The following is a 24427-nucleotide window of genomic DNA, read 5'->3' as shown; positions in this document are numbered from 1 at the left end:
GGCGAGATTCCTGTAATCACTACAGTATCACTTGCAGACGCAGAATTAAATACGAGCTATAGTGCTTCACTCACTGCAACAGGGGCGACTCCTATAACGTGGCGAATAACAAGCGGCAAATTACCCACTGGCTTGACTCTTAATTCAGCCGGGACTATAACAGGAACTCCAACGGCAGCGGGAATATTTACATTTACAGTTCAGGCTTCAAATAATTATGGCAGCGCGTCAAAACAATTCACAATTTCTATATTTGCTGTACCTGAAATTACTACAAATTCACTCCCGAACGGGACAGAGAATAAAAGCTATAATTTTACAGTGATTGCGGCAGGATCGACTCCTATAACGTGGACGCTGGACTCCGGGACTTTACCGGACGGCTTGAGTCTTAATTCCAGCGGCAAAATTTCAGGAACTCCGACGACTGCGGGGACTTTCACATTTACTGTAAAAGCTGCGAACTCATACGGCAATGACTCTAAAGAATTCACTATCACTATTTCAGAAAGTACAACAGAAGGCGCACCTGTAATTACTACTACAGAAATTTTGCCGGGGTCAGTTAAGCAAAATTATTCATTCCAGCTTAATGCAACGGGATCAGCTCCCATAACATGGAAGATAATAGGCGGAAAACTTCCCCAAAACTTGAAACTTTCTACATCGGGGCTTATATCAGGCACTATAAAATCTGCCGGTAAATCTTCATTTATAATTCAAGCGTCTAATACATACGGGACTGATTCAAAATCTTTCACGATTTCAAATTATGTGCTGCCGGTAATTACTACAAAGACTCTAGCAAATGGAAAAATTGACAAGGCATATAACAAAAAATTAGCTTGTACAGGCACAAAACCTTTAACATGGACTCTTGAAGGGAATTTGCCCGAAGGACTATCATTTGATATTGAAACTGGTAAATTTTACGGTATTCCTAAAGAATTCGGCACATATTCATTAACAATTACACTTAGCAACCCGGCAGGAGAGGACAAGAAAAATTTTATTCTCAATATAGCTGCAATTCCACCCAAGATAACTACTAGCAAATTATCCAACGGCACTTACTTAGAAGAATACGAGTCCCCTATAAAATTAACTGGTACAGAGCCGATAACTTTCACTATTTCCGATAATTTACCTGAAGGATTATATTTTGATGAGACTTCACGCACTATTAAAGGCATACCGCAGGAACAATGCAATAATTTACAAATTAAATTTACTGCGGAAAACACGGCGGGCAAAGCGTCAAAAACTTTCAAGCTCACTATAAAGAAAATTGCTCCGGCCATAAAGACTTCATCACTTCCTGAAGGCATGATTAACACTGAATACAGCGCGGATATTTCTGTAACTGGGAGTCCGACAATAAATATAACTGCGTCAGGGCTGCCTATGGAACTATCAATAAATGATAATCAAATTTCAGGAATCCCGACCGAATCAGGAAATTTCACGGTTACAATTTACGCAGAAAATGATTCAAAAAAAGTGTCGAAAAAATTAAAGCTTGTTATCTCTGCACCTCCCGGAATAGCTGACGATGAATCATTACCAGACGGCACAATTAACACAAAATATTCTCATAAGATTATTTTTTCAGGAACTAAGCCGGTTACTTTTACTCTTACAGACGGGACTCTGCCTGCTGGAATCACTCTAAAATCAAACACGGGGACAATTAGCGGAACTCCTAAAGAAATAGGCACATTTATATTCACTGTTACAGCAACAAATAAAACTGGGACATTCTCACAAATTTATAATCTTACAATTAAGGGAATAGCTCCAACAATTAAGTCAATATTTGTTAATGGAACTGTAGGAAAAGCATATGTGTCAATTATCAGAGCAACGGGAACAGCTCCTATAACATGGGAATATTCCGGAAATTTGCCCGCGGGACTCGAATTTGACGAAGAAACCGGAACATTAAGCGGCACTCCTACAGAAGCATTTGACGAGTATATAACTATAATTGCAGAGAATTCAGGCGGCCAAGCGTCAAAAAATTTGAGGCTCATAATTAGAGGCACAAGCACAACAAGCAAATCTAATAGTGATGACGTGAAAGAACCCGAACAAGAAATAAACTCGGAGTCAATAAATCACGAGCAGAAAATTTTTATAGGCCCTGAACGCGATATTAATTCTATAAAATTTGACTCGCAGGATAAATATATAATTGCTGCTGTATTGCCTGAAATTCACGTAACAGAAAGCGGCCTATATGATTTAGATTTAGATATTGAGCTTGACGAGAAAATAAACACGGGCGCAAAATTAATCTGGCTTGCATGTCCGCAGAATCACGAGCCTTCAGAAGATGATTTAATTGCGGAATTTTTTGACGAGACCGGCCAAGAAATTATAACAGTCCCGGAGAGTCATGTAATAAAAATTTCTGCGTGGCTCACTAAAGAAGTAATTTATTGTCCTGTTATAGTAGTCGAGCGCGAATAAATATGTAATAAATCCCCTCCGGCTTTGTATGAGTCAGAGGGGAGAAATTTTTATAGCAATATAGCAATTATCTTATCGTTCACGAAATTTATTAATGATCCCGCAAATAATCCCGTCAAAATCGCTCCGGCACTTAATAATAATAATGGCAGCTTCATATTTACCGGCAATTTAAGCGGCACTACATTAGAATAATCATAATCATCGCCCGGGAAAAATGAGTCTGTTACAATCGGCAGCAAATATCCAGCTGTCAATAAAGCACTTATCATCAAGACGGCGACTCCTGACAGGCCTATAACTCCTAAATTTAACGCTCCTGAGGCCATATAGAATTTAGCAGCAAATCCGCCGGTAACCGGGAGTCCTATTAACGAAATTGAAGCGAGCGCAAAACATGTCATTGTAATCGGTAATTCCTTACCCACACCCCTTAACTGGTCGGCATAATGATAATTTGCACCCTGTAAAGTGAAATAAATTACTACGCCCGCACTCAAGAATAAGCAGCTTTTAGACATAGCATGAGCCGCAATCTGCAATACTGCCCCGCGAATCCCGTCCGGAGTCAATAACATCATAGCAAAGACTACATAAGAGACTTGACTCACTGTTGACCAAGCAATTCTTTTTTTCAGGTGCTTTTCTGTGAATGCCATCATTGAGCCGGTGAAAATAGTAATCAGTGCCATTATTAATATTGCGTTCTGTACCCATGTTCCGCGCAAAAATTTATCCCCGACTACATAATAAATTACTCGGAACATAGCGATAACTCCCGCCTTAGTTATTAAGCCTGATAATACAGCACTCGCCGGAGTAGGTGCAACAGGGTGAGCAGTAGGCAGCCACGCATGAAGTGGAACGAGTCCCGCTTTTGCCCCGAATCCTACCAGAGTCAAAAATGTTACTGTCAAAATCATAGACTCGTTTTTTTCTGATGTAATTCGCGCAATGTCTAAGACTCCGCCCGGCGTAAATTCCATTGAGACTCCATAGACCTGAAAGAAAAAGAATCCTCCCAGTGCCAACGCCGCCCCCGCAAGTGAATATAATAAATATGAGACAGTAGCACGAATCGCCTCGCGTTGTTGAGAGTGCATTACTAGGGGCAGAGTCATAAATGTCATCAGCTCATAAAATAAATATAACGTCAATAAATTCGCAGCACAGGCAACTCCGATTAATATCCCGAAAGTTGACAGGAAAAACGCGTAAAATCTATCTACAGGAGGACGACGGCGCAAATATTCAAATGCATAAAGAGTAACAAGCGGCCATATAAACGCGACCAGACAAGCAAACGCCCTCGCAGGATAATCAAATCTGAACGCTATAGAAAGTGTATCAGTTATGCGCCATAAAATTATAATATCTTCATGGGTCATGAATGCCGCCGCAAAAGTTATCGCAGAATTTATGAACGTCATAACTCCTACATAAACGTGCCTGTCTTCAAATATAGGCCGAGAGAAGAGCGCGAATCCCGTCAAAATCGGAAATATAACGGGAACTAGAGTCAAAAAATTATTGCTTGTCATAGTACATTAACTCCCCTCGTGATTAGTCTTAATAAAGGCACGCAGAATAATCCCAGATAAAAATTTATAGCGATAAATATTCCCATTGAGATTTTATATAATCTTGTCGGAGCATGTGCAGTAAAATTTTTATGAGCGTCTTCATGATGAGTCAATATAACTATTACTGCGGGAACATAATATAACGCATTTAACACCGAACTTGCTGCGAGTGCTGCCAGCGACCAAATTATAACGGGACTATCAAATGACGCAAGAGTGAGACTCAATTTTGACGCGAAACCAGCAAATCCCGGAATTCCCATCATTGAGAAAGCACCGACCGCGAGGCCAAGCCCTGCCCATTGATTCACATAAAATGTTCCCATTAGAGCGTGAAGACCTTTTTTGTGTCCTGCTGCATTGCTGAGTCCTCCCGCCGCAGTGAATAACATGGGCTTAATACATGCGTGTACTATAATATGAAGACAGGCCGCCGCGATTCCTGCATTAGTATTTAGTCCGACTCCTAAAAAAATATATCCCACTTGAGCGACACTCGACCATGCGATCATGCGTTTTACATTGTTTTGTCTCAGAGCGTGTACAGATCCCATAATCATAGCAAGCAAGCCCAGTATAAATATAACATGATCCATTCTCAATAAATGAATCACGTCAAGCCCGAATACCCGATAAAAAATTTTTATAATCGTGAAAATATGTCCCTTGAGAACTAAACCTGATAATATAGCACTTGACGCATTTGTTGAACTTCCATGAGCATCAGGAAGCCACGCCGCAAAAGGATATAACGCGCTTTTTATTGCGAGTCCGGTTGTAATTAATGCAAGCGACACAGTCAAAGGCATTAAATAACTATTTGTAGTAATCAAAACTTGAATCGCCGCGTGCATATTCTGCATTAATAAATGTCCCGTCAAGTCATATAATAAGCAAATCGCAATCATAACAAGCCCCGACCCGACAAGACTCATTACTAGATAACGCAGGGCCGCCCGTGTAGTCTCCGGACCTTCTTTAACGGCAACAATGGCACATGCAGCAATCGTGTTTATCTCGATAAAGACATAAGCCGTGAATAAATCATTAGTATAAGTAAGTGCTAATAATGACGCTGTCAATAAATTCACGAGCACGCAAAAAATTTGTCTTCTTGACGGTGCAATATCTTCAGCAGTTGACGAGAAATTACCCAGCAAAGATAATAACATGGACGCGCAGAATACTAGAGATAATACAGCCTCAAGAGGTCCCGCGCGTAACTCATTGCCCCAGGGTGCAGGAAAGTGTCCCATCGGAAAATTGAAGCTCAAGATTTCGCCTGAACTTGTTAGAGAATAAAGCAAATATCCCGATAAAAGCATTACAAGCCCGATTACACAGCAAGATAATTTTTCGGGAATGCGATTTTTTTTAGGCAATAAAGGCGTAATTATCGCTGAAATCATCAATAAAAATATACTCGCAAAGGGGATATTATAAGCAAATAAATTTATCATGCGAGCACTTCCTCTTCTGCGTCATCAATTTTTGACTCTAATTCCTGCTGTTCCTGCGTCATCTTCATTAGTGCCTCGTCAATATTCAATGTCCCGTAATACTCGTAAAGTTTCAGAGTCAAAGCCAAAGCAAACGCCGTAACACTGACACTCACGACGATTCCCGTCAAGACAAGCCCCGCCGGAACTGGATTCACGTAGAGACTCGCGGAATTCAGCCAGCCCCCTGAGCCGTTTTCTAGTAATATCGGAGCCGCCCGACCTTCTACATAACCTTTAGCAGCGAGAAATAAATATACAGCAGTATCCATTATGTTAAGCCCGATAATTTTCTTGATTAGATTTCTCTGCAATAATAAATTTGTGAGGCCTATTCCTGATAAAATAACTGCCGCTGCTTCATAGTGATTCAAGAATAATTTTTCAAGCATTTATATATCACCCCTGCTGAAGAGCGCATAAAATCCGTATAGAGTCCCTGCTACAATGAGTCCCACGCAGATATTTAACGGTAAAATAAGCCCGCCGCTTAAGATATTCCCGATTGTGCCTTTAGGTATGATTGAGTGAAAGTGATTCGCTCCGGTAAAGAATGAATAACCTTTTGACAACGCATAAATCATTAAAGCACTCGAACTCGAAATTATAAATGTTCGCTCGTTAAAAAATTTATGGACTCGTTCAAATCCGAAAGCATTAGCACAGAGTATTAATGCAGTACTGAGAATTGCTCCGCCTGAGAATCCCCCGCCCGGCGTTAAATGTCCGTTAATTACTACTACACAGCCCATTAATAAAATTGCAGGTATAGACAACGACGCAACGGCACGCAGAATTGAGTCATCCTGCCTGATTTCGTGAAAATTTACAGGCGGCGCACGTTCTAAAAAATTTATTCCCGACTCGTTTAATTTAGGTGAGGACTCTTCTATATTATTACGTCTCGAAACTCCCAGAATCATTAAGACACTCACAGCGGCCGTGAATAACACAGCGGACTCCCCGAAAGTGTCAAAGGCTCTATAATCAAGAATTAACCCGGCGACTATATTTTGCGCTCCAGTCTCATGGCCTCCGTGTTCGACATAACGGCGTATGACTTCATTATTTGCGGGATTCTTCTCATCTCCAAACGGCGGCAGTTCTGCAACAGTAGCCAGCAATAACGAGACAATAACAATGCAAGTTAATACGCTCAAGCCCGAATATACAAGCGAGAAAATATGCAGTCCGTGAATTTCGAGCCATTGATTATAGCGTTCCTTGAGTGTCGCCTCATGAAAGCGTGTATATTTGTCTTTAGGTTTCTGAGTGAATGGCAGATCCGGCGGAGGTTCGGGGGGTATTACTTCATTTTCCGGTCTTGGCCCGTTACCTGACACCCAGTTAAAAAATTTGAGCCAGATTAATTTTATTTCTTCATTCAATTAATATATATCTCCTTTCGCGTTAAATTAATTTTTCTCATCGTCTTTATTATGTTCGAGTTTGCCTATTTTGCGCAGAGCCAGGAAAAATAACACGCTTGTAACTCCTGCACCTACAGCGGCCTCAGTAATTGCCAAGTCCGGAGATCTCAGCAAGACCCATATAACGGCCATGACAAGGCTGTAACTCATGAAAATAATCACAGAGTTCAATAAATTTTTTGAGACTGACACGGCAATAGCGCAGACTATCAGGAAAATTAATAACAGCCATTCGACAAGAATCATGACTCTTTCTCGCCTCCTGTTAAGTCAATATAATCGCAAATTAAATCTAAATTCGGGTTAGTCTCGACTTCAGCACGTGCTATTAAATGACTTGCTGCGGGGTTGCACAGCCATAAAAAAATTATGACGAGAAATAATTTCAGCGAGAAGACATTTGCGCCCGAAAGAATCATCAAGCCCGACAACACAAGCAAAGCTCCGAGAGTATCACATTTTGCGGCGACGTGAATACGATTCAACATAGTAGAAAATCTAAATATTCCGATTGTAGCAAGGCCAAGCACAGACAGACCCGCAATAATTAAGACTCCCGCAATAATCAAGCGAATCATAATTCTCCCTTCCCTTCCTTCTTCTCAATTACTGAACGGGCAAGCACAACGACCGACAAGAAATTTATTATCGCGTAAATCAGGCATATATCAACTAAATAATTTTCTCCGATTATTAACGCCAGCACAGCAATTAATAAAATTACTTTAGTCCCGATTATGTTAGCAGCAATTATTCTATCTGAGAATCTCGGACCCAGTGCCGCCCTAAGCAAGCATATAAAAATAGTAATCGACAAAAATATGACGCTGCCAATTAGTAAATATCTCTGTAACTCTTCAGCATTAGGAAGCATTAATTATCGCTCCTCCGTTCGTGTAATAGTGCAAAAATTTTTTATTTCGTGAATGTGAGTGAGAGAAATTCCCGCCCGTTTCCATGCAAATAAATTTATCTCAAGCATTAATATCGCCCTCTTGTTATAGCTGTAAAAATTTTTATTTCGTGAATACGAGTGAGAGAAAATTCCCGCCCATAAATACGCCGTCATCAAATAAATTTATCGCAAAGCAATTATCAAGCATGAATCATCGCCCTCCGTTCGTTTAGCTGTAAAATTTTTTAGTGTGTAAATACGAGTGAGAGAAATTCCCGCCCGTTGTCCATGCAAATAAATTTATTTCAAGCATTGATTATCGCCCTCTTGTTATAGCTGTAAAATTTTTTATTCCCTGTATGCGAGAAAACCCCGTGCCCGTTTTCTCGCGCTCTTTCCCCACCCGGAAATACCCGGAAATCTCAAGCATTAACTCTCGCCTCCATCATTGACAAAAGCCTCTCGAACAAGCTGCCTTCAAGTCCGTGTGCTATTTCACGATTCAGGGCATGTACTAATAATTGATTCCCGGCAAGAGAAACTGTAATAGTTCCCGGCGTTAGAGTTATAGAATTCGCGAGTGCAGCCCTTGCCGCCTGAGTCTTTAACGGAGTATTAAATCTCACAAGACACGGCTCAACTTCAATATCAGGAGCGAGAACTAATTTTATAATTGCGAAATTTGCCCGCACTATCTCAATTAATAACACTACGGCATAAAGCAGCGCATAGGGCAAGAGAGTCAAGAAATTCACGAACGAGCCGGAAAAATTAATCTTTAGGACTCTTTTCACGAATAAATCGAGCAGCAGCGCAATAATTACACCCGATATAAAAATTTCAAGTGTCATGCGTCCGTTAAATATTACCCATAAAATAAAATATACGAGGCTCAATAAATTACCTCCCCTATAAATGAATTTGTGTATGTGAATTTAAGTTAATTTTAGCATAGCTTGTGATAAAATCTGCTCGTCTATAAATAGTATATATAAATAAGGAGTAAAAATTTTTATGAGCAAGATTACATTCAATGATAACTGCGTTCACGTAGTTTTCTTAGGAGTTCCGAACGTGCCGGGAATTGCCGCAGAAATTTTCAGCACATTATCCGAACACTCTGTAAATATCAGCATGGTAACACAAAACACTATGAGGGGCGGGCGTTCTGATTTATCATTCTTGATAGCGCGTGAAAAACTTGACGAGATGATTCCCGTTTGCCGTGAAGTTGCTGCAAAAGTGGGCGGGCAGGGCGTATCATTTGCTACAGAAGTCGCAGCCATCACAGTAGATTTAAAATCAGACTCGGCGAACACATTAGCGAAAATGTTCAAAGCTCTTGCTTCAGTAAATGTGAATATCGAAATCATTAACTCAACTTCAGAAAGCGCGATCTGCATAGTAAGTCTCACTAAGGCACATGACGGCTTAGAAGCTCTCAAGAAGGCTATTGACTGATTTCAGCAAATATAACGTTGTGAATTATTTGATTCCTGCTTAACATAACGAGCAGGAAATTTTTTATTATTTATTTATAGAAGGAGATAGATATTTATGATTTATACGAGCCTTAAGGAAGCAAAAGAACGTCTATATGAATTTGTCATGCTGCTAGAAGACGGCGAAGAGAATTATGTCGTTATCACACGTAAAGGCCGCCCTGTTGCAAAAATAGTCGAATATTATTCGCACGAAACAGATACTCCGCGCAAACTTGGTATAGGTAAGGGCAAATTCAATTTTTCGCCGGCTAATCAAGCTGAATATGACGCAATTGACGAAGAAGTAGCCAAACAAATGTTGGAAGGAGCATTATTCCCCGATGAAGTATCTAATTGACACTCATATAATGTTATGGGCGGTCTTAAATCCTGATAATCTCACGGCAAAAACTAAGGCGATTCTTAATAGCGAAAACAACCAGATATATTATAGTCTTATATCTATCAATATGGGAAATATCAATCAAGCAAAAGAAGAAGTCAGAGCAAATAACAGATTTGACCTCTAAGGAACTTTTCGAACTTTGCCGTAAAGCAGGCTTGCACGTATTGACTTTAAATATCGAACATATACAGGCACTAGAGACTCTTTCACGCCCGGAAAAAGCCCCGAAACATAACGACCCGTTCGATAAAATTTTAATTGCACAGGCAAAAGCTGAAGGCATGAGATTCTTGACGCATGATGATTTACTCGGCGATTATGAAGAGTCTTGCATAAGAATCGTATAAGTTTCTCCCTATTTTCACTGCTAAAATTATTACGTAGTTTTACTGATACACAAAATAAAATCTCTAGTGTATTATACTCATCGTTTACGGGAATTACGTAGACAAAGATCGTAAAACCGACGCAGTACTTAATAAAATCGGAAGGCAAGAAAGCGAGGCGTGAATCCCCGTCAGCCATTAAGAAAAAAGTAGATGCGAAGGACGCAGGAGGTCGGAAGACAAGCCCGACGAACTGTCAGAAGGGACAGAAAGGAAACAAGGTAACTTTCCGCACCCCCACAGCTCAGGGCAATATATTAAAGACTTGAGTGCGTAAAAAACGATAGTGTATTGACAATTTAATAAGGGGGTTATTTATAATGAAAAAATTAGTAGCTTTATTAGCTATTGTTTCAGTAGCAGTACTTGCAGCCCCGGCTCTTTCGGCAACAAATCCCTTCATGGACGTACCGATGAACCACTGGGCATATGATGCAATCGGTCAGTTAGCAGCACATGGTATTTTATCAGGTTATCCCGATGGACTTTACAAAGGCAGACAGGCCACTACACGTTATGAGATGGCTTCAGCTTTAGCAAGAGCACTCGCAGTTGTAGATATGACCAAAGCCAGCAAACAGGATGTCGAGATGTTAAAGAGACTCGTTGTTGAGTTTAAGGACGAGCTTGAGGCACTCGGAGTCCGCGTTGATGAGCTTGATAAGAGAGTAGCAGTGCTTGAGGACAGACTCGGCGGCTGGCACATTCATGGAACATTAGTGTTCGATGTCAACTACAAGAGCGCAAATGAGGCTCCGGATCCTGAAGGCCAATTCAAGTATGATGAAGCCAGAATCTTCTTTGAGCGTACATGGGGCGAGAATGACGAGTATAAGTTCGTAGCCAGACTTAGAAACGAAGGCAACGGCAACGGCGGTCATTCAAACAAGAATACAGAGAGCGCATGGTTTGACAGATTCTTTGTTGAGATGCCTTTCTTCGGCGACTCAAGGTTGACAGTTGGACGCTTTGCATGGAACTGGGAGAGTGCATACGTAGTAGACGGTAAAATGCCCGAGACTGGCGGTTGGCACGGCGGCGCATTGATTTCCGACTTCAGAACGAACGGATTTGGACTTACAAAGAATTTCGGTATCGGCAGAGTTCAGGCAATCATAGCACATCCTGAAGAGTTCGGCGTATCAGTTTATAATGCAGATATCGATCCTAAGACTGGTGCAGCAACTCTTAATTCTGTAACGCCTACAAATAACTGGATGTTCATGCTTAACGGCTCATTCCAGTTCACAGAGCGTATCGGATTAGATCTCGGCGGACAGATTTACGTCGGCGACAACGCAGAGGAGAGCCCAGTTTACACATTCGCAGATGCAGGCGACGGCACTATTTATAATCGCGGTGCGCTTTCATTCAAGAATATGTGGACGATTTTCGCAGGTCTTCGCTTTAACTTCACTGATAGTATTGCTTTCAAAGGTATTTACTATCATCAGAAGATCAAAGCAGACGAGCTTATGTATGTTCCTTCATTAAGTCCTTATATGTTCTGGTCAGGCGTTGATTTTGACGATCCTAACCACTGGGCAGTCATGTTTGATGTAAAGCAGGACGCTTTGAAGTTCACCAGCATTTGGCTCGAGTATGGCCAGTTTGATGAGGGCTTCGTAGTAACTGAAGGCGATCAGGATCATATATTCTACAGCGGAAGCAGCGTTCTTACAGATCGTTTCATGACCGGCAACCAGCTTGACTATAAGGTGAAATACTGGAGAGTCGCACTTGGTCAGCAGTGGACAGAGAAGTTTGCAACACATATCTTCTACTATGGCTATGACCTTAGTGATTATGCTTACACTGACGGAACTTATTTATATTACGGTGTGAAACCTCATGAAGTCGGCGTAGGTGTACAGTATAAGCTCAATGACTACACGACAATGGGACTTAACTATGTCAGCGTAAAGAGCGACATCCCCGGCGACGACAAGGACAACGTTGTAAGATTCAGAACAGCAATCTCCTTCTAGTCTGAGGCTGAAACAATTAAAATTTAACGCAAAGAAGTTCGGGACTTAATTATCTTTTCCGACAGTTTTGATGATAAATGGGGAAGGAATCGGAATATAAAAGGGTTCAAGAGCTTCTGACATGAAAGAAGAATTTACAAGCGGTGTATCCGAGAGTGGGTGCGCCGCTTTTTTTGTGTATGTTATAATCTGCTAAAAAATTTCATGGAGTGATTAAATCATGACAAGAGAAGAGTTAAGAGAACAGGTTAACAGAGAGAAGGCCACTAAAGCGACAATGACAATAAAGACGGACGCGTTGACTAAGCGGCAATTTTCGATTTTCTGCGATGCTATAGGGATTCCTGTATCAATGGCTATAAATGCTATGATCAGACAGGCAATAAGAAAGCAGGAAATAAAGATTTCTTCACTCGATATTAACGGTTTTACACCGGCTGAAGCGAAAGAGTTAGCCCGGCGTGTGAAGGAATTGCAAGAAAAAGGGATCATTAAAGACTAAATCATGCGGGGGATTTATTGGGAAGCGTCTGCTTGGGATAGTTATATAGATATGCAAACTCAAGCGGCATTACTGAAGAGAGTTAATCTCCTCATTAAAGATATTCAGTGAAACGGTTATAAATGTTCATACGGCAAACTCGAAAAACTGAAACATGATTTTGCGGGCTTGGCGAGTGTGAGAATTGACAAGAAAAATAGACTCGTTTTTCATGTAACTGATAAACAAGTAACTATAGCTGCGTGCGGAGGACATTATGATGATAAATAGCTTTTGCCCTCCGCAGGGTATTTATCAGCTCTCTTTGCCGGAGTCTTTGTTATCTTTGCGGGGCTTCCTGCGGCGTTGAGATTTATTCTTGTTAGCTTGCTGCTTAGTCTTTGCCGGTTTATTCTTGCGTGAGTCCTGATTCTGATTCTGATTTTGACTCGTTACTGGCTTGCTTGGCCGTAAAGTTCCGGCGTTTACTCTCACTCGCGGGCGTTCCTGTCTCTCTTGTCTCTCAAGTTTTGCCTGCTCAATCCGTGCGATTCTTTCTTGAGCAGCCTTCTTTTTTTCGAGAAACTCTTTATCTTCGCCCCACTCTTCACCCTTTAAGACTGCTTCTCTAAAGTCAGGGAATTCACTAATCAACACAGGCACGAGTCTACCAGTCGGGAATCTTACATTAACCTGTTCACGGCCTAAGTCTAAACTTTCAAGAATATATGCTCCCTGTTCAGTCTTTATCTTTGCACCGGGACCGGGTAATTTCGACCATAATTCAGTGTATAACTCTTTCTCATACGACATACAACACATTAAGCGGCCGCATAAACCTGAAATTTTCGTGGGATTTAACGCCGTTCTCTGTTCCTTCACAATTTTAATGCTTATCGGAGAAAATCCCCTCAGCCAGTAACCGCAGCAGCATGGCCGACCGCATGACGCAATACCCCTTACTATTCGGGCCTCGTCGCGAATCCCGATTTGACGCATTTCGATTCTGGTCTTGAATTCGTGCGCTAAATCCCGAACATATGCCCGGAAATCAATTCTCTGTTCAGCAGTAAAATAAAAATATAATTTTTTCCTGTCAAGCATATATTCAACGTCTACCAGCTTCATTTTTAAGTCATGAGTCAACGAAATATCACGAGCCTTTAATAATGCCTCCTGTTCGTCGCTCCGGCATGTGTAATAATTCTCGATGTCCTGTGAGTCTGCCTCCCTCACAAATTCAACATTCTGTAATAATGCCTCTGTTGTGTCCTCAAACGTAGCTGCGTCCGCTTGATACATTTCTTCCTGCTCAGGTGAAAGCCTCCCGCCCGGTAATCCCATTTCATAGCCACGAGGAGTCTTTATAACTATCCAGCGCGATTTATTTTCTTCTAAATCATGTAAAATTTTTCCGTCATCTATCTTTGCAAGTCCTAAATATCGAGGCTTACCAAAGATCGTCAAGTATACATTCACAGTAATTATTTTCCTCTCTTAGTGTTAATATTATAACGTCGCAAATCTGCGGAACTGATAAATTTTTCTTGTCAGCTAAAATCTTCAGGAATGCAACACGTTCGGCCAGCTCATAATAATTATTAATTGCCGCCCAGTTAAGCCAGTTATCTAAATCGATTATAATATCATCAATATTTATATTTCGTGTCTTAGCAAGCCATTCTATCCAGTCCGAGTCATTCTGGGGCACGGGTGAAGTCTCTAGTTTTTCATGTGATACTAAAGTGGTAAATCTTGAGCGACTCCTCAATGTCGGCAGGAAAAAACGCGAGTCCTCCATCAAAAATAATAAATATGCGTGTTCGGGGGGTTCTTCTGCGAGCTTCAATAAACTATTTGCGGCAGGTAATAATAACTTGTCAGCGCACATTATTACTCCTAAACGTTTTCGAGACTCTAAAGGCTTCAAAGCTATATCATTTATTAAATTTCTGCATAAATCTATATTCGGGGCCTTGTCAATATTGCCTATTATCAATAAATCAGGATGAGAAGGCTTATAACTCCCTAAAATTTTCACAGCAAGAGACTCTATTATTTCATTATGCCACTTGGCCGGGGCTGCTATGGCTCTGCAGTGAGGATCTGACTCGTTTAAAATATTCTGCCATGTTACATTAACAGCGAGATTAGACAACCTTTTATTTCCTCCATTAAAGCTAGTGCCTTCGTGCGATTCCCCTCGTATAAGAACGCCTCTTCTAATTCGTCCATTGCCTGTTCCGCGCGTTCAATTGTTACGTATAATTTGCGGTCAGTTTTCCGCCATCTCATGTCGCGCTTGATTCGCAGTCCCTTTGTCGCACGCTTTAATAACTCATTCAGGACTGAACGGTATTCAGCTATTAATCTACCCCCCGGAAATACTGATAATTTATCGGATAATTCATATAACTGATCTAGCAAGTCTTCAAGTTCGGCGGCCTCCATTGCTGACTCAAAAGAAAATCCTGACGCAGAAATATTTGATGCCGGTTCGGCGTGATGTCCTGTGCTTGAGCTTCCAAATTCGACTCTGGGCTGTGCAGGCTCTCCCCCGCCCCCTCGTTTTATCTGAATGGGACTCAAATTCTAGCCTCCAATTCTGCAATTATCGCATTAAAAACTTCATTTTCTGAAAGATTATCACAATGAATCACTATAAAATCACTGCATGACCTGTAAAATTTTGCGACTCGGGTCATTAATTCTAAGCCTTCAGACTCAAATTTATCATTGAGATTCTTGCGCTCCTGAACTCGTTTAAAAGCTATTTCCGGTGTAATATCGAGTAAAATTTTTATATCAGGTTCGGGGAATTCGCAGGCAGCTATTATTTTTTTTACGCGTGAAAGATTCTCATTATGCCCGCCCGATTGATAAGCAAGAGTCGAGTCATTATATCGCTCGCAAATTACATTATGGCCGCTTTCTAGTTCAGGCAAAATTAATTTATTCACGTGTTCGGCTCTGTCAGCAAGAAATAATAACAATTCCGAGAAACTATTATAATTTATGCTCGATAATATGAACTCGCGCAATTTTTTGCAGGTCTCACAGCCCCCCGGCTCAAATGTCCGTGTAGTCTTGAGTCCGGTGAAATTCTCAAGCCATTTTGCTATTTTCTCGGCCTGAGTACTCTTCCCGCTCCCGTCAATGCCTTCTATTACAATAAATTTTGCTTTCATTGCCTCACTTCACTTCTTTATTATTTATCTATATGTATAATGCGCTTCATCATGCCGTCAATAAAATATTCTGAACTCAAAATCTTTAACGTTCCTTCTTTGATTCGGCGTGATTTGGTCTCGCTTAAATATTCCTGTTCCTCCGGCAAAAAATCAGAATTATTCTTGCCTGATAGTGCACTGCGTAATGACTCGCCGAGTTTATCCGTGTTAAGCTCAATAAACAGCTCATTATTTGAGTCGATTGCCTTTAACTCGTCTAACATTCTTGCAAGACTATTTATAGATTTATAGCCAGATTCTACAGCAAGTTGACTCATAGGCTGAGTATTGCCGCCTCTTACTACGACCTCACAGACTCCGGAAGCTGATTCAGGAATCCGCAAAATAAATTTACGCCTGAATGTATCTTTTCGCCACTCCCTTAATGTAACTAATATTGCTACATCGTCGCCCGGCCTCGCGCTTTTAGGTGCGTCAACGTCTTCAATTATTAGGGCCCGCGGATATTGAGTCGCATTTACCGTGATTCTAAACCCGGCCGGCATAATATTTATAAACGGCTGAGTCATGAAAGCGTCTATAATTTTTACTGGCTGCTCAAATGCTTTAGCTAAAACATTTTCACCGGAGAAAAATATATCTTGACGAGTCCAGCCGTTATTAACATTTTTTGAGTCGATCCGCAGATTTATTAACATTGTGCCCTGACCTTTGCGACCCCATGCCTCTTCTGTCAAGCCCGTAAAAAGCCCGTTAAGCAGTGAAGGAGTCAGAAACTCATCAGCTATAACACGAAATTTATAATTGCTTGACTCGCCCGTGTCTAAATTGTTAAATACAAGCTCGCACCCTATAGAATGCCCGAAATAATTAAATCTGCCAGCGATTCCCGACTCTTTATCGTGAGTGATTGTGCCGTTAATTGATAGTGGAGTCGTTAATTTAAATGGGAATGACGAGCTATTTACTGTCTCATGTATGAAAGTCTTTGCCGCAGGATAATTCGCACCGCCACGCTTCAAAAACGAATGACCGAACGCAATAAATTCGCCCGTTTTCGATGTCGCCGTGATTGTCCCTGATGCTGATAAATCAACGTCGCCCCATGCAAGCAAGACAGATACAGAGTCGCCGGGCTTGAGTCGCGAGTTATCTATATTTATATTATGTGAGGCCCGCGAAATTCCCTGAGTCAAATTCAGGCCAAGTGAATCAGCAAATTTCTCAAGCAAAAAATTTTTACTCATTCCCGATAAAATCAAGTCGCCCGCTAAAAAATTTTTATCATGATTCAAATTATCGTCAAGTATAGCGCACATTTCTTCAATCGGAGTAACTGCCGCTAGAGTCTGATCTGAATCTTCCCACCCGCTGCGGACTGCTCCGGCAATTCTCCCGCGAATATATACAGGTGAGCCGCTCATACCCTTAGCAAGTTTATAGCCTCCTAAAAATTTTATTAATATCTCGTTATGATTCGGCGTTTTAGGAATTATGCTGATTATCTTGACGGGGATTTTTTCGGGAGTGATTCCTCTTAAGACTGTTAAAGCGCGGCCGGTCATTCCGGGTCTTACTTGATTTAATTTCATGATTGGCTGTTCAGGAGTAAAAGCCTGCGAACTCTCACAAGTTATCATAATTAATACAGCAATAAAAATTTTACGCATTAGGCCTGACCTCTTTTGCGCGCTGTCTCAAATATTCCATAATGAAATCATTTATATCGCCGTCGAGTACTGCCTGCACGTTGCCTCGTTCGTAATTAGTCCGGTGATCTTTAACGAGCGTATAAGGGTGTAAAACATAGCTGCGTATTTGACTGCCCCATGCTGCTTCTTTCTTGTCGCCGATTACTGAGTCAATTTCTTCCTGTCTTTCTTGATTAGCCAGTTCGTATAATCTGCTGCGTAAAACATGCATTGCTACTTGTCTATTCATGTGCTGGGAGCGTTCATTCTGACAGGTTACGACTATTCCCGACGGTATATGAGTAATTCGCACTGCCGAGTCCGTCCTGTTCACGTATTGACCCCCTGCGCCGCTCGCTCTGAATGTGTCAATCTTTAAATCTTCAGGCTTTATATCAATATTTACGTCGTCGCTGATTTCAGGTGAGACAAGAACAGCCGCAAAACTCGTGTGTCTCCTGTGAGCTGAGTCAAACGGCGAAATCCTTACGAGTCTATGAACTCCCTTTTCTGCTTTGAGAAATCCATATGAATAATCGCCTTCTACTAAAATCGCCGCGCTTTTAATGCCCTCGCCCTCGTCCGTTGTTGCCTCGATTATGTTTGTCTTGAATCCCTCGCGCTCGCAGTAACGTAAATACATTCTCATTAACATTCCCGCCCAGTCTTGAGAGTCAAGCCCGCCCGATCCCGCATGAATTACTAATATTGCATTTGACGAGTCATATTGCTCGTTTAATAATAATAATAGGCTTTGGCGTTCGAGTTCATTTCTCAAGTTCGAGGCTCTTTGCGTGAATTCTGACTCTAATTCGTTATCTTGAGTCTCTAATAAAATTTCTTCGAGCGCAACTAAATCATCATATTCTGATTTTATATGAGTCATATTATCAAGCCGAGAATTTATTTGTGAGAGTTCCTTAAGAGTCTCGCTGCTGCCCTCTGAGTTCCAGAAAGCGGGATCTGAAGTTATTTGCGTGAGTTCACGGGAGCGTCTTTCAAGTTCGGGGATGTCAAAGGCTGTCCTGCATTGCAGTAATTAGCGCGTGCAGTTCTTCCAGTTCTGTCTTGAGATTTAAATTTTGATTCATTCAATACACCTATTTTTTCATGATTATATTGTGAAATATTATCATAGATTACGCAAAAATAATCGCGCTTATAACAATATCAAGAATGAATTATTATCAATCTGCTATACTTAATGCAAGAAATTTATTAAATATTTTATAATCAGGAGGAAATTTGCAACGTGGATATACAGACATTTTTTAATATTGCCGGCGGAGTCGCATTATTTCTTTACGGAATAAGACTCATGAGCGAGGCTCTGCAATTTATAGCGGGCGACAAAATGCGTCAGTTAATAGGAACTCTCACAAAGACACCTTTACGCGGGATTTTCGTGGGAATCCTCGTTACAGTTCTAATTCAGTCAAGCACAGGCACTACAGTAATGACAGTAAGTTTTGTTAATACAGGACTGTTAAATCTCACTCAAGCAATCGGCATTATAATGGGAGCTAACATCGGTACAACTGTAACAGCCCAGATCATAGCATTCAAAATTGAAGCCTTTGCACTGCCATTAATTGCAATTGGTGTAGTTCTCTCAATGTGCAGCAAAACTAAGAGACTTTCATATTTCGCAAATGGAGTCGTAGGGCTTGGCCTTCTCTTCACGGGAATGAAGACAATATCAGCAACAACGCATATAATAGCCCAGTATAAAGACGTGTTATTAATGCTCGGCACGAATCCTATAACCGGAGTAATTGCGGGAATGATTCTCACGATTCTAATACAGTCAAGCGCAGCTACAATCGGTTTAACAATGGCTCTAGCGTCTCAGGGATTAATTACACTTGATGCGGCAATTCCCATAATTTTAGGCGATAATTTAGGCACAACTTTAACGGCTGTAGTAGTCTCACTTAATGCGACCCGCCCGGCAAAACAAGCGGCAATGGCTCACGTGCTATTTAACTTGATAGGGAGCATTATATTTTTACTTGCTGTGCCGGTTTACAAGCAAATTATATTATGGAGTTCTCCGGATATATCGCGACAAATTGCAAATGCTCACACAATTTTTAACGTACTCAACACGATTATATTCTTCCCGTTCGTGAAATTACTCGCAAAATTAATAACTGCTCTTATTCCCTTAAGACCTGAAGACAAGCCCGAAGATATTATGTATCTTGACCCGACTCTAATAAATATCTCGTCAGCAAGCGCAGTTACTGCCGTTAAAGATGAGTTATTACACATGGGAGAAATTATTGAAAAAATGTTTAAGTTGATTCGTGAGGCATTCTTTGATTTTGACGCTACAAAACTTGATGACCGCCGCAAAAAATTTGACAGTTACGAGGAAAGCGTAAACAAATTAACTCGTGCTATATCGTCATATGCGTCTGAAATATGGCAAAGGGGAGTCTCCGATGAAGTGTCGACCGTTCTGGGCTGCTATGTAAATGCGTCTCTTGACCTTGAGAGAATAGGCGACCGAGCAGAAAATTTAATAGAACGCTGCGATTATATGGACAATTATTTATCAGAAGAGGCCATTAACGAATTTCGCGACATGTACGACACGACAACTCTTGCAATAACTACATCACTTGACTCAATAGGCGAAGAAAGCGCGTCTAAAGCATGGAAAGTTATTTATGAGTACGAGAAACGAATCGACGAGCAGGAACGCGAATACCGCAAAAATCATATCGAACGACTCAACCGCGGGGAGTGTGACCCGGAAAAGGGCGTAAACTTCATTACACTATTAAGCAATCTCGAAAGAATCGGCGATCATAGCAATAACGTAGCAGGCTATACACTTGAGATTCTTTCACTTGATAAAAGCAAGAAGCCGGCAGCTTAAGACATGAAAAAATTTTTATTGCTCGTAATAATTGCGCTGATTTCAAGTTTTATTCTCTTATGGGTAAATATTGACGTGAACCCTGAGAGAGTTACAACAATTTTTGCGTCGCCTGCATTTCATGACGTAAACGATAAATTATTTCACGTGAGATTATCGCCAGCGTCTGAATGGCAAATTACGATTCCCCTAAATGAAATGGGCAAATGGCTGCCCTTAGTGGCTGTTAATGCTGAAGACGGGAGATTTTATAATCACGTTGGAATAGATTTTCTTGCTTTATTACGGGCAATTTATCAGGATATTACGCGGGGTCATATCGTGTCAGGAGCGTCAACTATAACGAGTCAAGTAATAAGGCTCGCTATTTCTGAACGTGAAGGCAGGAAAAGAACTCCGCTAACAAAGATTCGAGAATTCATTATGGCAATGAAGATAGAGCGCGAATTATCCAAACAAAAAATTTTAGAATGTTACTTGAATCTTGCTCCATTCGGCGGGAATATTCGGGGAGTTCAGGCGGCGAGCTTGATATATTTCGGCAAATCTGCATCACAAATTTCACCCGGTGAAGCGTGTTTATTAATCGGAATGCTTAAGGGGCCGACTCTCTATAGACCTGACACGAGGCCAAGTGCAGCAAGAAAGAGACGCGACGAAATTATTAATCTCATGGAACGCAAAAAAGTTTTTACTCATGACGAGGCAAGACGCGCGAAACTTGAAGAATTACCCCGCAGAAAGTTTGAATTACCTTCTAGGGCGTGGCACTTCTCAGAGATAATATTATCGCAGAATCCGGGAGTCCCTAAAAAATTTAATACAAGTTTAAATCTTGAGATTCAGACAAAACTAGAGTCAATTTTGCGGCAGTCATTAAATAATTTTCCGATTAATATAACGCTTGCTGCTGGAATCGTCGAGAATAAAAGCGCGTCTCTTGTAGCATGGGTAGGTAATGCGAGATTTAATTACAATGCTGACTCGGCCTCATGGGTTGATTGCGGGCGTGCTCCACGTTCGCCGGGGTCGACTCTGAAACCTTTTGCGTATTTATCAGCAATTGAGCAGGGTATTTTATCGCCGTCGACTTTATTAGCTGATACTTCTATGGCATTTTCCGGCCGGGCACCTAGAAATTTTGATTTACAGTATCACGGGGCAGTTACTGCGCGGGCTGCTTTGTCTGAATCGTTAAATGCTCCTGCTGCTAGAGTTTTACGCGCTGCCGGGTCTGATAATGTTCTTGCTTTAATGCGTTCGGCCGGCTTGAGTCATTTGTCTCAATCTGCTTATTATTACGGGGACTCGTTAATTCTCGGCGGATGTGATGTAACTTTATTAGAAGAGTTAGAGGCTTTTACTTCTATTGCGTCACTGGGAATTCACAGGCAATTAAAATTTTTGCAGGACTCAGCACAAACAAGTGAAAGAATTGCGAGCGAGGCGGGCTGCTGGCTTGTAAGTGATATTTTGACTCATAAGGGCGAATTATCATTATTTGCGCGCGGTACACTTGGCCGACAATGGAGGGTCGCGTTAAAAACTGGGACATCTTACGGACTCCGGGACGCATGGGCGGCGGCTTGGACTCCTGATTATACGGTTGTAGTATGGGCAGGGAATCCCGACGGCACTTACTGGGAGAGACTCGTAGGTGCTAGAGCGTCTGCTCCTGTTGCTGTAAAAATTTTGCGCGTTGTCTCACCTAAATCAACATGGTACGACAAGCCCGATGATTTATATTTGCAGGAAGTATGCTCGCTTTCAGGTAAACCCCCGACGGCTTTATGTCCAGTCAAAAAATTTGAATGGTTTATTAAAGGCGTAACAAAGACTCTCCCTTGTGATATGCACGCAATAAAATCCGGTCAATCAGTCGCAAGTATGCCCGCAGAGTTCAGCCCGGCGAAAAATATTATCAAGAAACATGCTGATTTAAGCATAATTTCACCCATTCCGGGAGCGTCGTATTATATAGCACCTTTTGACATTGAGCGCAAAATTCCAATGAAGACAGAAGGCGCAAAAAAACGAGTCTGGTGGTACTTAGACGGGAAGTATATAGGCACGTCATTGCCTGATTCTACATTTTTCCATGACGTACCCGACGGAGAACACATAATCAGTGCTGCTGACTCAGAAGGCCGGAGCGCAGTTGTAAATGTGAAAATCTTCACTCCCGGAAAAAATAACAATCAAGCCGAGAAATTATTTTAGCGATTTATTCATGCATTCAATAAAATTAATCTTCAGGCTTCCAGTCGTTAAAGCGTTGAATCTCTTCCCATGTTGACGTGAAGAATCTTTTTTCTGAGTCAAGAGCGCGGATTTTATTCATGTCTGACTCTGAAAGAGTGAATCCATAAACCGAAATATTTTGCTTTATATGCGCCGGATTTCTTGAGCCGGGAATTGTCGAGAAACCTTCTTGAACGTGCCAGCGTAAAATTATTTCAGCCGGTGTCTTGCCATATCGTCCTGCAATCTCAAGAATTACGGGGTCTGCGAATAAAATATTATTCCCGCCGTGAGTGCCTCCCAGTGGATACCAGCCTTCAATTGCAATATTATTTTTTGCGCACTTCCCGCGAAATTCTTTTCTCTGTGCATAGGGGTGTAACTCAATTTGAACTATTGCGGGCTTAATTTCTGCTTTATTTAATACATCGTCAAATAATTCGGGCTTCACGTCAAAATTTGATAATCCTATAGCGCGGACTTTGCCATTTTTCACGGCCTCTTCAAGACCTCGCCAGCCTGCCATGTAATCGCCCACTGCCTGATGAAGATATAATAAATCTATATAATCAGTTCCGAGTCTATCAAGCATTTTATTAATCGAGTCCGCAACATTTCCGGAATTATAATCAGTCGGCCATAATTTGCTGGTTATCCAGATTTCACTGCGGGGGATTCCTGACTCGCGAATTGCAGCACCGACTCCGCGTTCATTCTGGTAAGCATGAGCCGTGTCAATGTGTCTATAACCGGCCTTTAACGCAGCTAATACAGCATCATGAGCTTGTTCTACGCTTGAACGATAAGTACCGAGCCCAAACTGAGGCATTTCGAGACCGTTATTTAATTTGATTACAGCCTTATTAGCAGGTGAGTCAATAATATCTAACATTCTGAGCCACGCAAGAAATTCTACAGGCCATAAATAATTCGTAAAAGGTTCGTGACCCATTCCGAAATTATGCCCGCCCTTGCCATATAAATGAAGCTCAACGACTCCCCTTTTCTGCCAAGCCTGAATAATCTCAAAACCGCTCTGGCCTGATAATTCATCATCTGAAGACATAGCTACGAACATCGGGGGCAATTTTTCGGGCATATCACGCATTACTAATTGACCGTAAATTGAGGCGATAAAATCAGCTTTTGAATCACTCGGCGCGCTCTCTGCATTGTAGACGGCCATCAAAGCACCCGCAGAAAATTCTACGATTCCTATTTTGTTAGGCTTGATATTAAATTCTTTCGCTCTCTCACGCAATAATTTCACGGATTTATTAATATCTTCAAACGCGTAATCAGGTGTAGCAGGCGCATAATTCCTGCTTAGACCTCCAGCAATATAACCGGCCATTTTTTCAGCGACATATGCCTGATAATCTGACTCTTCACGGGGTGTGATTTCAACGCGATACTTTAATATGAACGTCGCAAAGCCCTGACTTCTGAAATATTCTGCGGCCTCATAACCCCCGCTGCCGAAAGTATGATGTAAGAACGCACCCCCGGGAGCGATAATTATAGCTGCACCGTTTGACTTTTCAGGATCCGGCAAATATGGAATCAAAGCAGGGACTTTAACATTTCTCACAAATTGCCCGCGCCCCTCGATCTCGTACCATTGTTCAAAATTTATATCCTGCTCGCTGGGATTGTCATATAAATAAATTTGTCCCGGAAAATCAGGAGCTTCAATATACTTAACTTTTTGAGTCTCTGCAGAATTTGCCGGAATCGATAAAGCTAGAATCATAACAAGCGCAATAAAAATTTTCCCCGTCATTAAAATATTC

Annotated in this window: 24 protein-coding genes and 1 pseudogene; 10 read left to right on the top strand and 15 right to left on the bottom strand. The window is 41.4% G+C overall.

The genetic code is table 11. The features are described from left to right. Positions 1–2472 (top strand): putative Ig domain-containing protein (locus tag IJS99_08250; protein MBQ7561806.1); only part of this gene is annotated, 2472 nt, incomplete at its 5' end. Positions 2473–2522: 50 nt separating this feature from the next. Here the strand turns inward: IJS99_08250 and IJS99_08245 are convergent. From IJS99_08245 to IJS99_08210, 8 genes are all read right to left on the bottom strand, one after another. Continuing rightward, entirely contained in the window at positions 2523–4013 is a 1491-nt protein-coding gene (locus IJS99_08245) for a hypothetical protein (GenBank protein ID MBQ7561805.1), read from the bottom strand. After that, positions 4010–5515 (bottom strand): hypothetical protein, encoded by a 1506-nt coding sequence (locus IJS99_08240; protein ID MBQ7561804.1) that lies wholly within the window; start codon positions 5513–5515, stop codon positions 4010–4012. Before IJS99_08240 ends, IJS99_08245 begins: the two co-directional genes overlap by 4 nt. After that, entirely contained in the window at positions 5512–5946 is a 435-nt protein-coding gene (locus tag IJS99_08235) for a cation:proton antiporter subunit C (protein MBQ7561803.1), read from the bottom strand. Before IJS99_08235 ends, IJS99_08240 begins: the two co-directional genes overlap by 4 nt. Continuing rightward, positions 5947–6942, bottom strand: coding sequence for a hypothetical protein (locus IJS99_08230; GenBank protein MBQ7561802.1), 996 nt, complete (start codon positions 6940–6942; stop codon positions 5947–5949). Positions 6943–6969: 27 nt separating this feature from the next. Beyond that, positions 6970–7230, bottom strand: coding sequence for a DUF4040 domain-containing protein (locus IJS99_08225; GenBank protein MBQ7561801.1), 261 nt, complete (start codon positions 7228–7230; stop codon positions 6970–6972). Next, on the bottom strand, positions 7227–7562 hold the full coding sequence (locus IJS99_08220) for a monovalent cation/H(+) antiporter subunit G (GenBank protein MBQ7561800.1): 336 nt from the start codon (positions 7560–7562) through the stop codon (positions 7227–7229). The genes IJS99_08225 and IJS99_08220 overlap by 4 nt, the downstream gene beginning before the upstream one ends. Next, a complete protein-coding gene (locus tag IJS99_08215) occupies positions 7559–7858 on the bottom strand; it encodes a sodium:proton antiporter (GenBank protein ID MBQ7561799.1) in 300 nt (99 codons plus the stop codon). The genes IJS99_08220 and IJS99_08215 overlap by 4 nt, the downstream gene beginning before the upstream one ends. A 443-nt stretch (positions 7859–8301) precedes the next feature. Then, the gene (locus IJS99_08210) at positions 8302–8775 is read right to left on the bottom strand and encodes a Na+/H+ antiporter subunit E (protein MBQ7561798.1); all 474 of its coding nucleotides are present in this window, start codon (positions 8773–8775) and stop codon (positions 8302–8304) included. Between the two features lie 118 nt (positions 8776–8893). On the opposite strand from IJS99_08210, the gene IJS99_08205 reads away from it, so the two are divergent. From IJS99_08205 to IJS99_08175, 7 genes are all read left to right on the top strand, one after another. Beyond that, positions 8894–9340 carry an ACT domain-containing protein gene (locus IJS99_08205; protein MBQ7561797.1) on the top strand — a complete coding sequence of 149 codons (447 nt, stop codon included), beginning with the start codon at positions 8894–8896 and terminating at the stop codon, positions 9338–9340. A 96-nt stretch (positions 9341–9436) separates the two neighbouring features. Further along, a complete protein-coding gene (locus IJS99_08200; GenBank protein ID MBQ7561796.1) occupies positions 9437–9721 on the top strand; it encodes a type II toxin-antitoxin system Phd/YefM family antitoxin in 285 nt (94 codons plus the stop codon). Continuing rightward, positions 9705–9893 carry a hypothetical protein gene (locus IJS99_08195; protein MBQ7561795.1) on the top strand — a complete coding sequence of 63 codons (189 nt, stop codon included), beginning with the start codon at positions 9705–9707 and terminating at the stop codon, positions 9891–9893. The genes IJS99_08200 and IJS99_08195 overlap by 17 nt, the downstream gene beginning before the upstream one ends. Positions 9894–9933: 40 nt before the next feature. Then, on the top strand, positions 9934–10116 hold the full coding sequence (locus IJS99_08190) for a hypothetical protein (protein ID MBQ7561794.1): 183 nt from the start codon (positions 9934–9936) through the stop codon (positions 10114–10116). Between the two features lie 359 nt (positions 10117–10475). Then, on the top strand, positions 10476–12143 hold the full coding sequence (locus tag IJS99_08185) for an S-layer homology domain-containing protein (protein ID MBQ7561793.1): 1668 nt from the start codon (positions 10476–10478) through the stop codon (positions 12141–12143). Between the two features lie 220 nt (positions 12144–12363). Beyond that, positions 12364–12645 (top strand): hypothetical protein, encoded by a 282-nt coding sequence (locus IJS99_08180; GenBank protein ID MBQ7561792.1) that lies wholly within the window; start codon positions 12364–12366, stop codon positions 12643–12645. A 168-nt stretch (positions 12646–12813) separates the two neighbouring features. Beyond that, complete coding sequence (locus IJS99_08175) at positions 12814–12915, top strand: type II toxin-antitoxin system YoeB family toxin (GenBank protein MBQ7561791.1); 102 nt, start codon at positions 12814–12816, stop codon at positions 12913–12915. A 24-nt stretch (positions 12916–12939) separates the two neighbouring features. Here the strand turns inward: IJS99_08175 and IJS99_08170 are convergent, their stop codons facing one another. The 6 genes from IJS99_08170 to prfB form a co-directional block, all read right to left on the bottom strand. After that, a complete protein-coding gene (locus tag IJS99_08170) occupies positions 12940–13968 on the bottom strand; it encodes a hypothetical protein (GenBank protein MBQ7561790.1) in 1029 nt (342 codons plus the stop codon). 106 nt (positions 13969–14074) lie between these two features. Next, the gene (locus tag IJS99_08165) at positions 14075–14782 is read right to left on the bottom strand and encodes a hypothetical protein (GenBank protein ID MBQ7561789.1); all 708 of its coding nucleotides are present in this window, start codon (positions 14780–14782) and stop codon (positions 14075–14077) included. Next, positions 14758–15213, bottom strand: coding sequence for a DUF327 family protein (locus tag IJS99_08160; protein MBQ7561788.1), 456 nt, complete (start codon positions 15211–15213; stop codon positions 14758–14760). Before IJS99_08160 ends, IJS99_08165 begins: the two co-directional genes overlap by 25 nt. After that, complete coding sequence (tmk, locus tag IJS99_08155) at positions 15210–15812, bottom strand: dTMP kinase (protein MBQ7561787.1); 603 nt, start codon at positions 15810–15812, stop codon at positions 15210–15212. The genes IJS99_08160 and tmk overlap by 4 nt, the downstream gene beginning before the upstream one ends. Before the next feature lie 20 nt (positions 15813–15832). Next, positions 15833–17485, bottom strand: a complete 1653-nt coding sequence (locus IJS99_08150; protein ID MBQ7561786.1) for a hypothetical protein — start codon at positions 17483–17485, stop codon at positions 15833–15835. Then, entirely contained in the window at positions 17478–18542 is a 1065-nt protein-coding gene (prfB, locus tag IJS99_08145; GenBank protein ID MBQ7561785.1) for a peptide chain release factor 2, read from the bottom strand. The genes IJS99_08150 and prfB overlap by 8 nt, the downstream gene beginning before the upstream one ends. Positions 18543–18788: 246 nt before the next feature. On the opposite strand from prfB, the pseudogene IJS99_08140 reads away from it, so the two are divergent. After that, positions 18789–20393: pseudogene (locus IJS99_08140) on the top strand (Na/Pi cotransporter family protein). A gap of 3 nt (positions 20394–20396) precedes the next feature. Next, the gene (pbpC, locus tag IJS99_08135) at positions 20397–22613 is read left to right on the top strand and encodes a penicillin-binding protein 1C (GenBank protein MBQ7561784.1); all 2217 of its coding nucleotides are present in this window, start codon (positions 20397–20399) and stop codon (positions 22611–22613) included. A gap of 25 nt (positions 22614–22638) precedes the next feature. Here pbpC and IJS99_08130 read toward each other — a convergent pair whose 3' ends face one another. After that, positions 22639–24417 (bottom strand): aldo/keto reductase, encoded by a 1779-nt coding sequence (locus IJS99_08130; GenBank protein MBQ7561783.1) that lies wholly within the window; start codon positions 24415–24417, stop codon positions 22639–22641. Positions 24418–24427 lie beyond the last annotated feature (10 nt).

The sequence above is a fragment of the Synergistaceae bacterium genome, from assembly GCA_017444345.1.
Taxonomy (GTDB): Bacteria; Synergistota; Synergistia; order Synergistales; family Aminobacteriaceae; genus JAFUXM01.
This window is presented reverse-complemented; position numbering and strand designations above follow the sequence as displayed.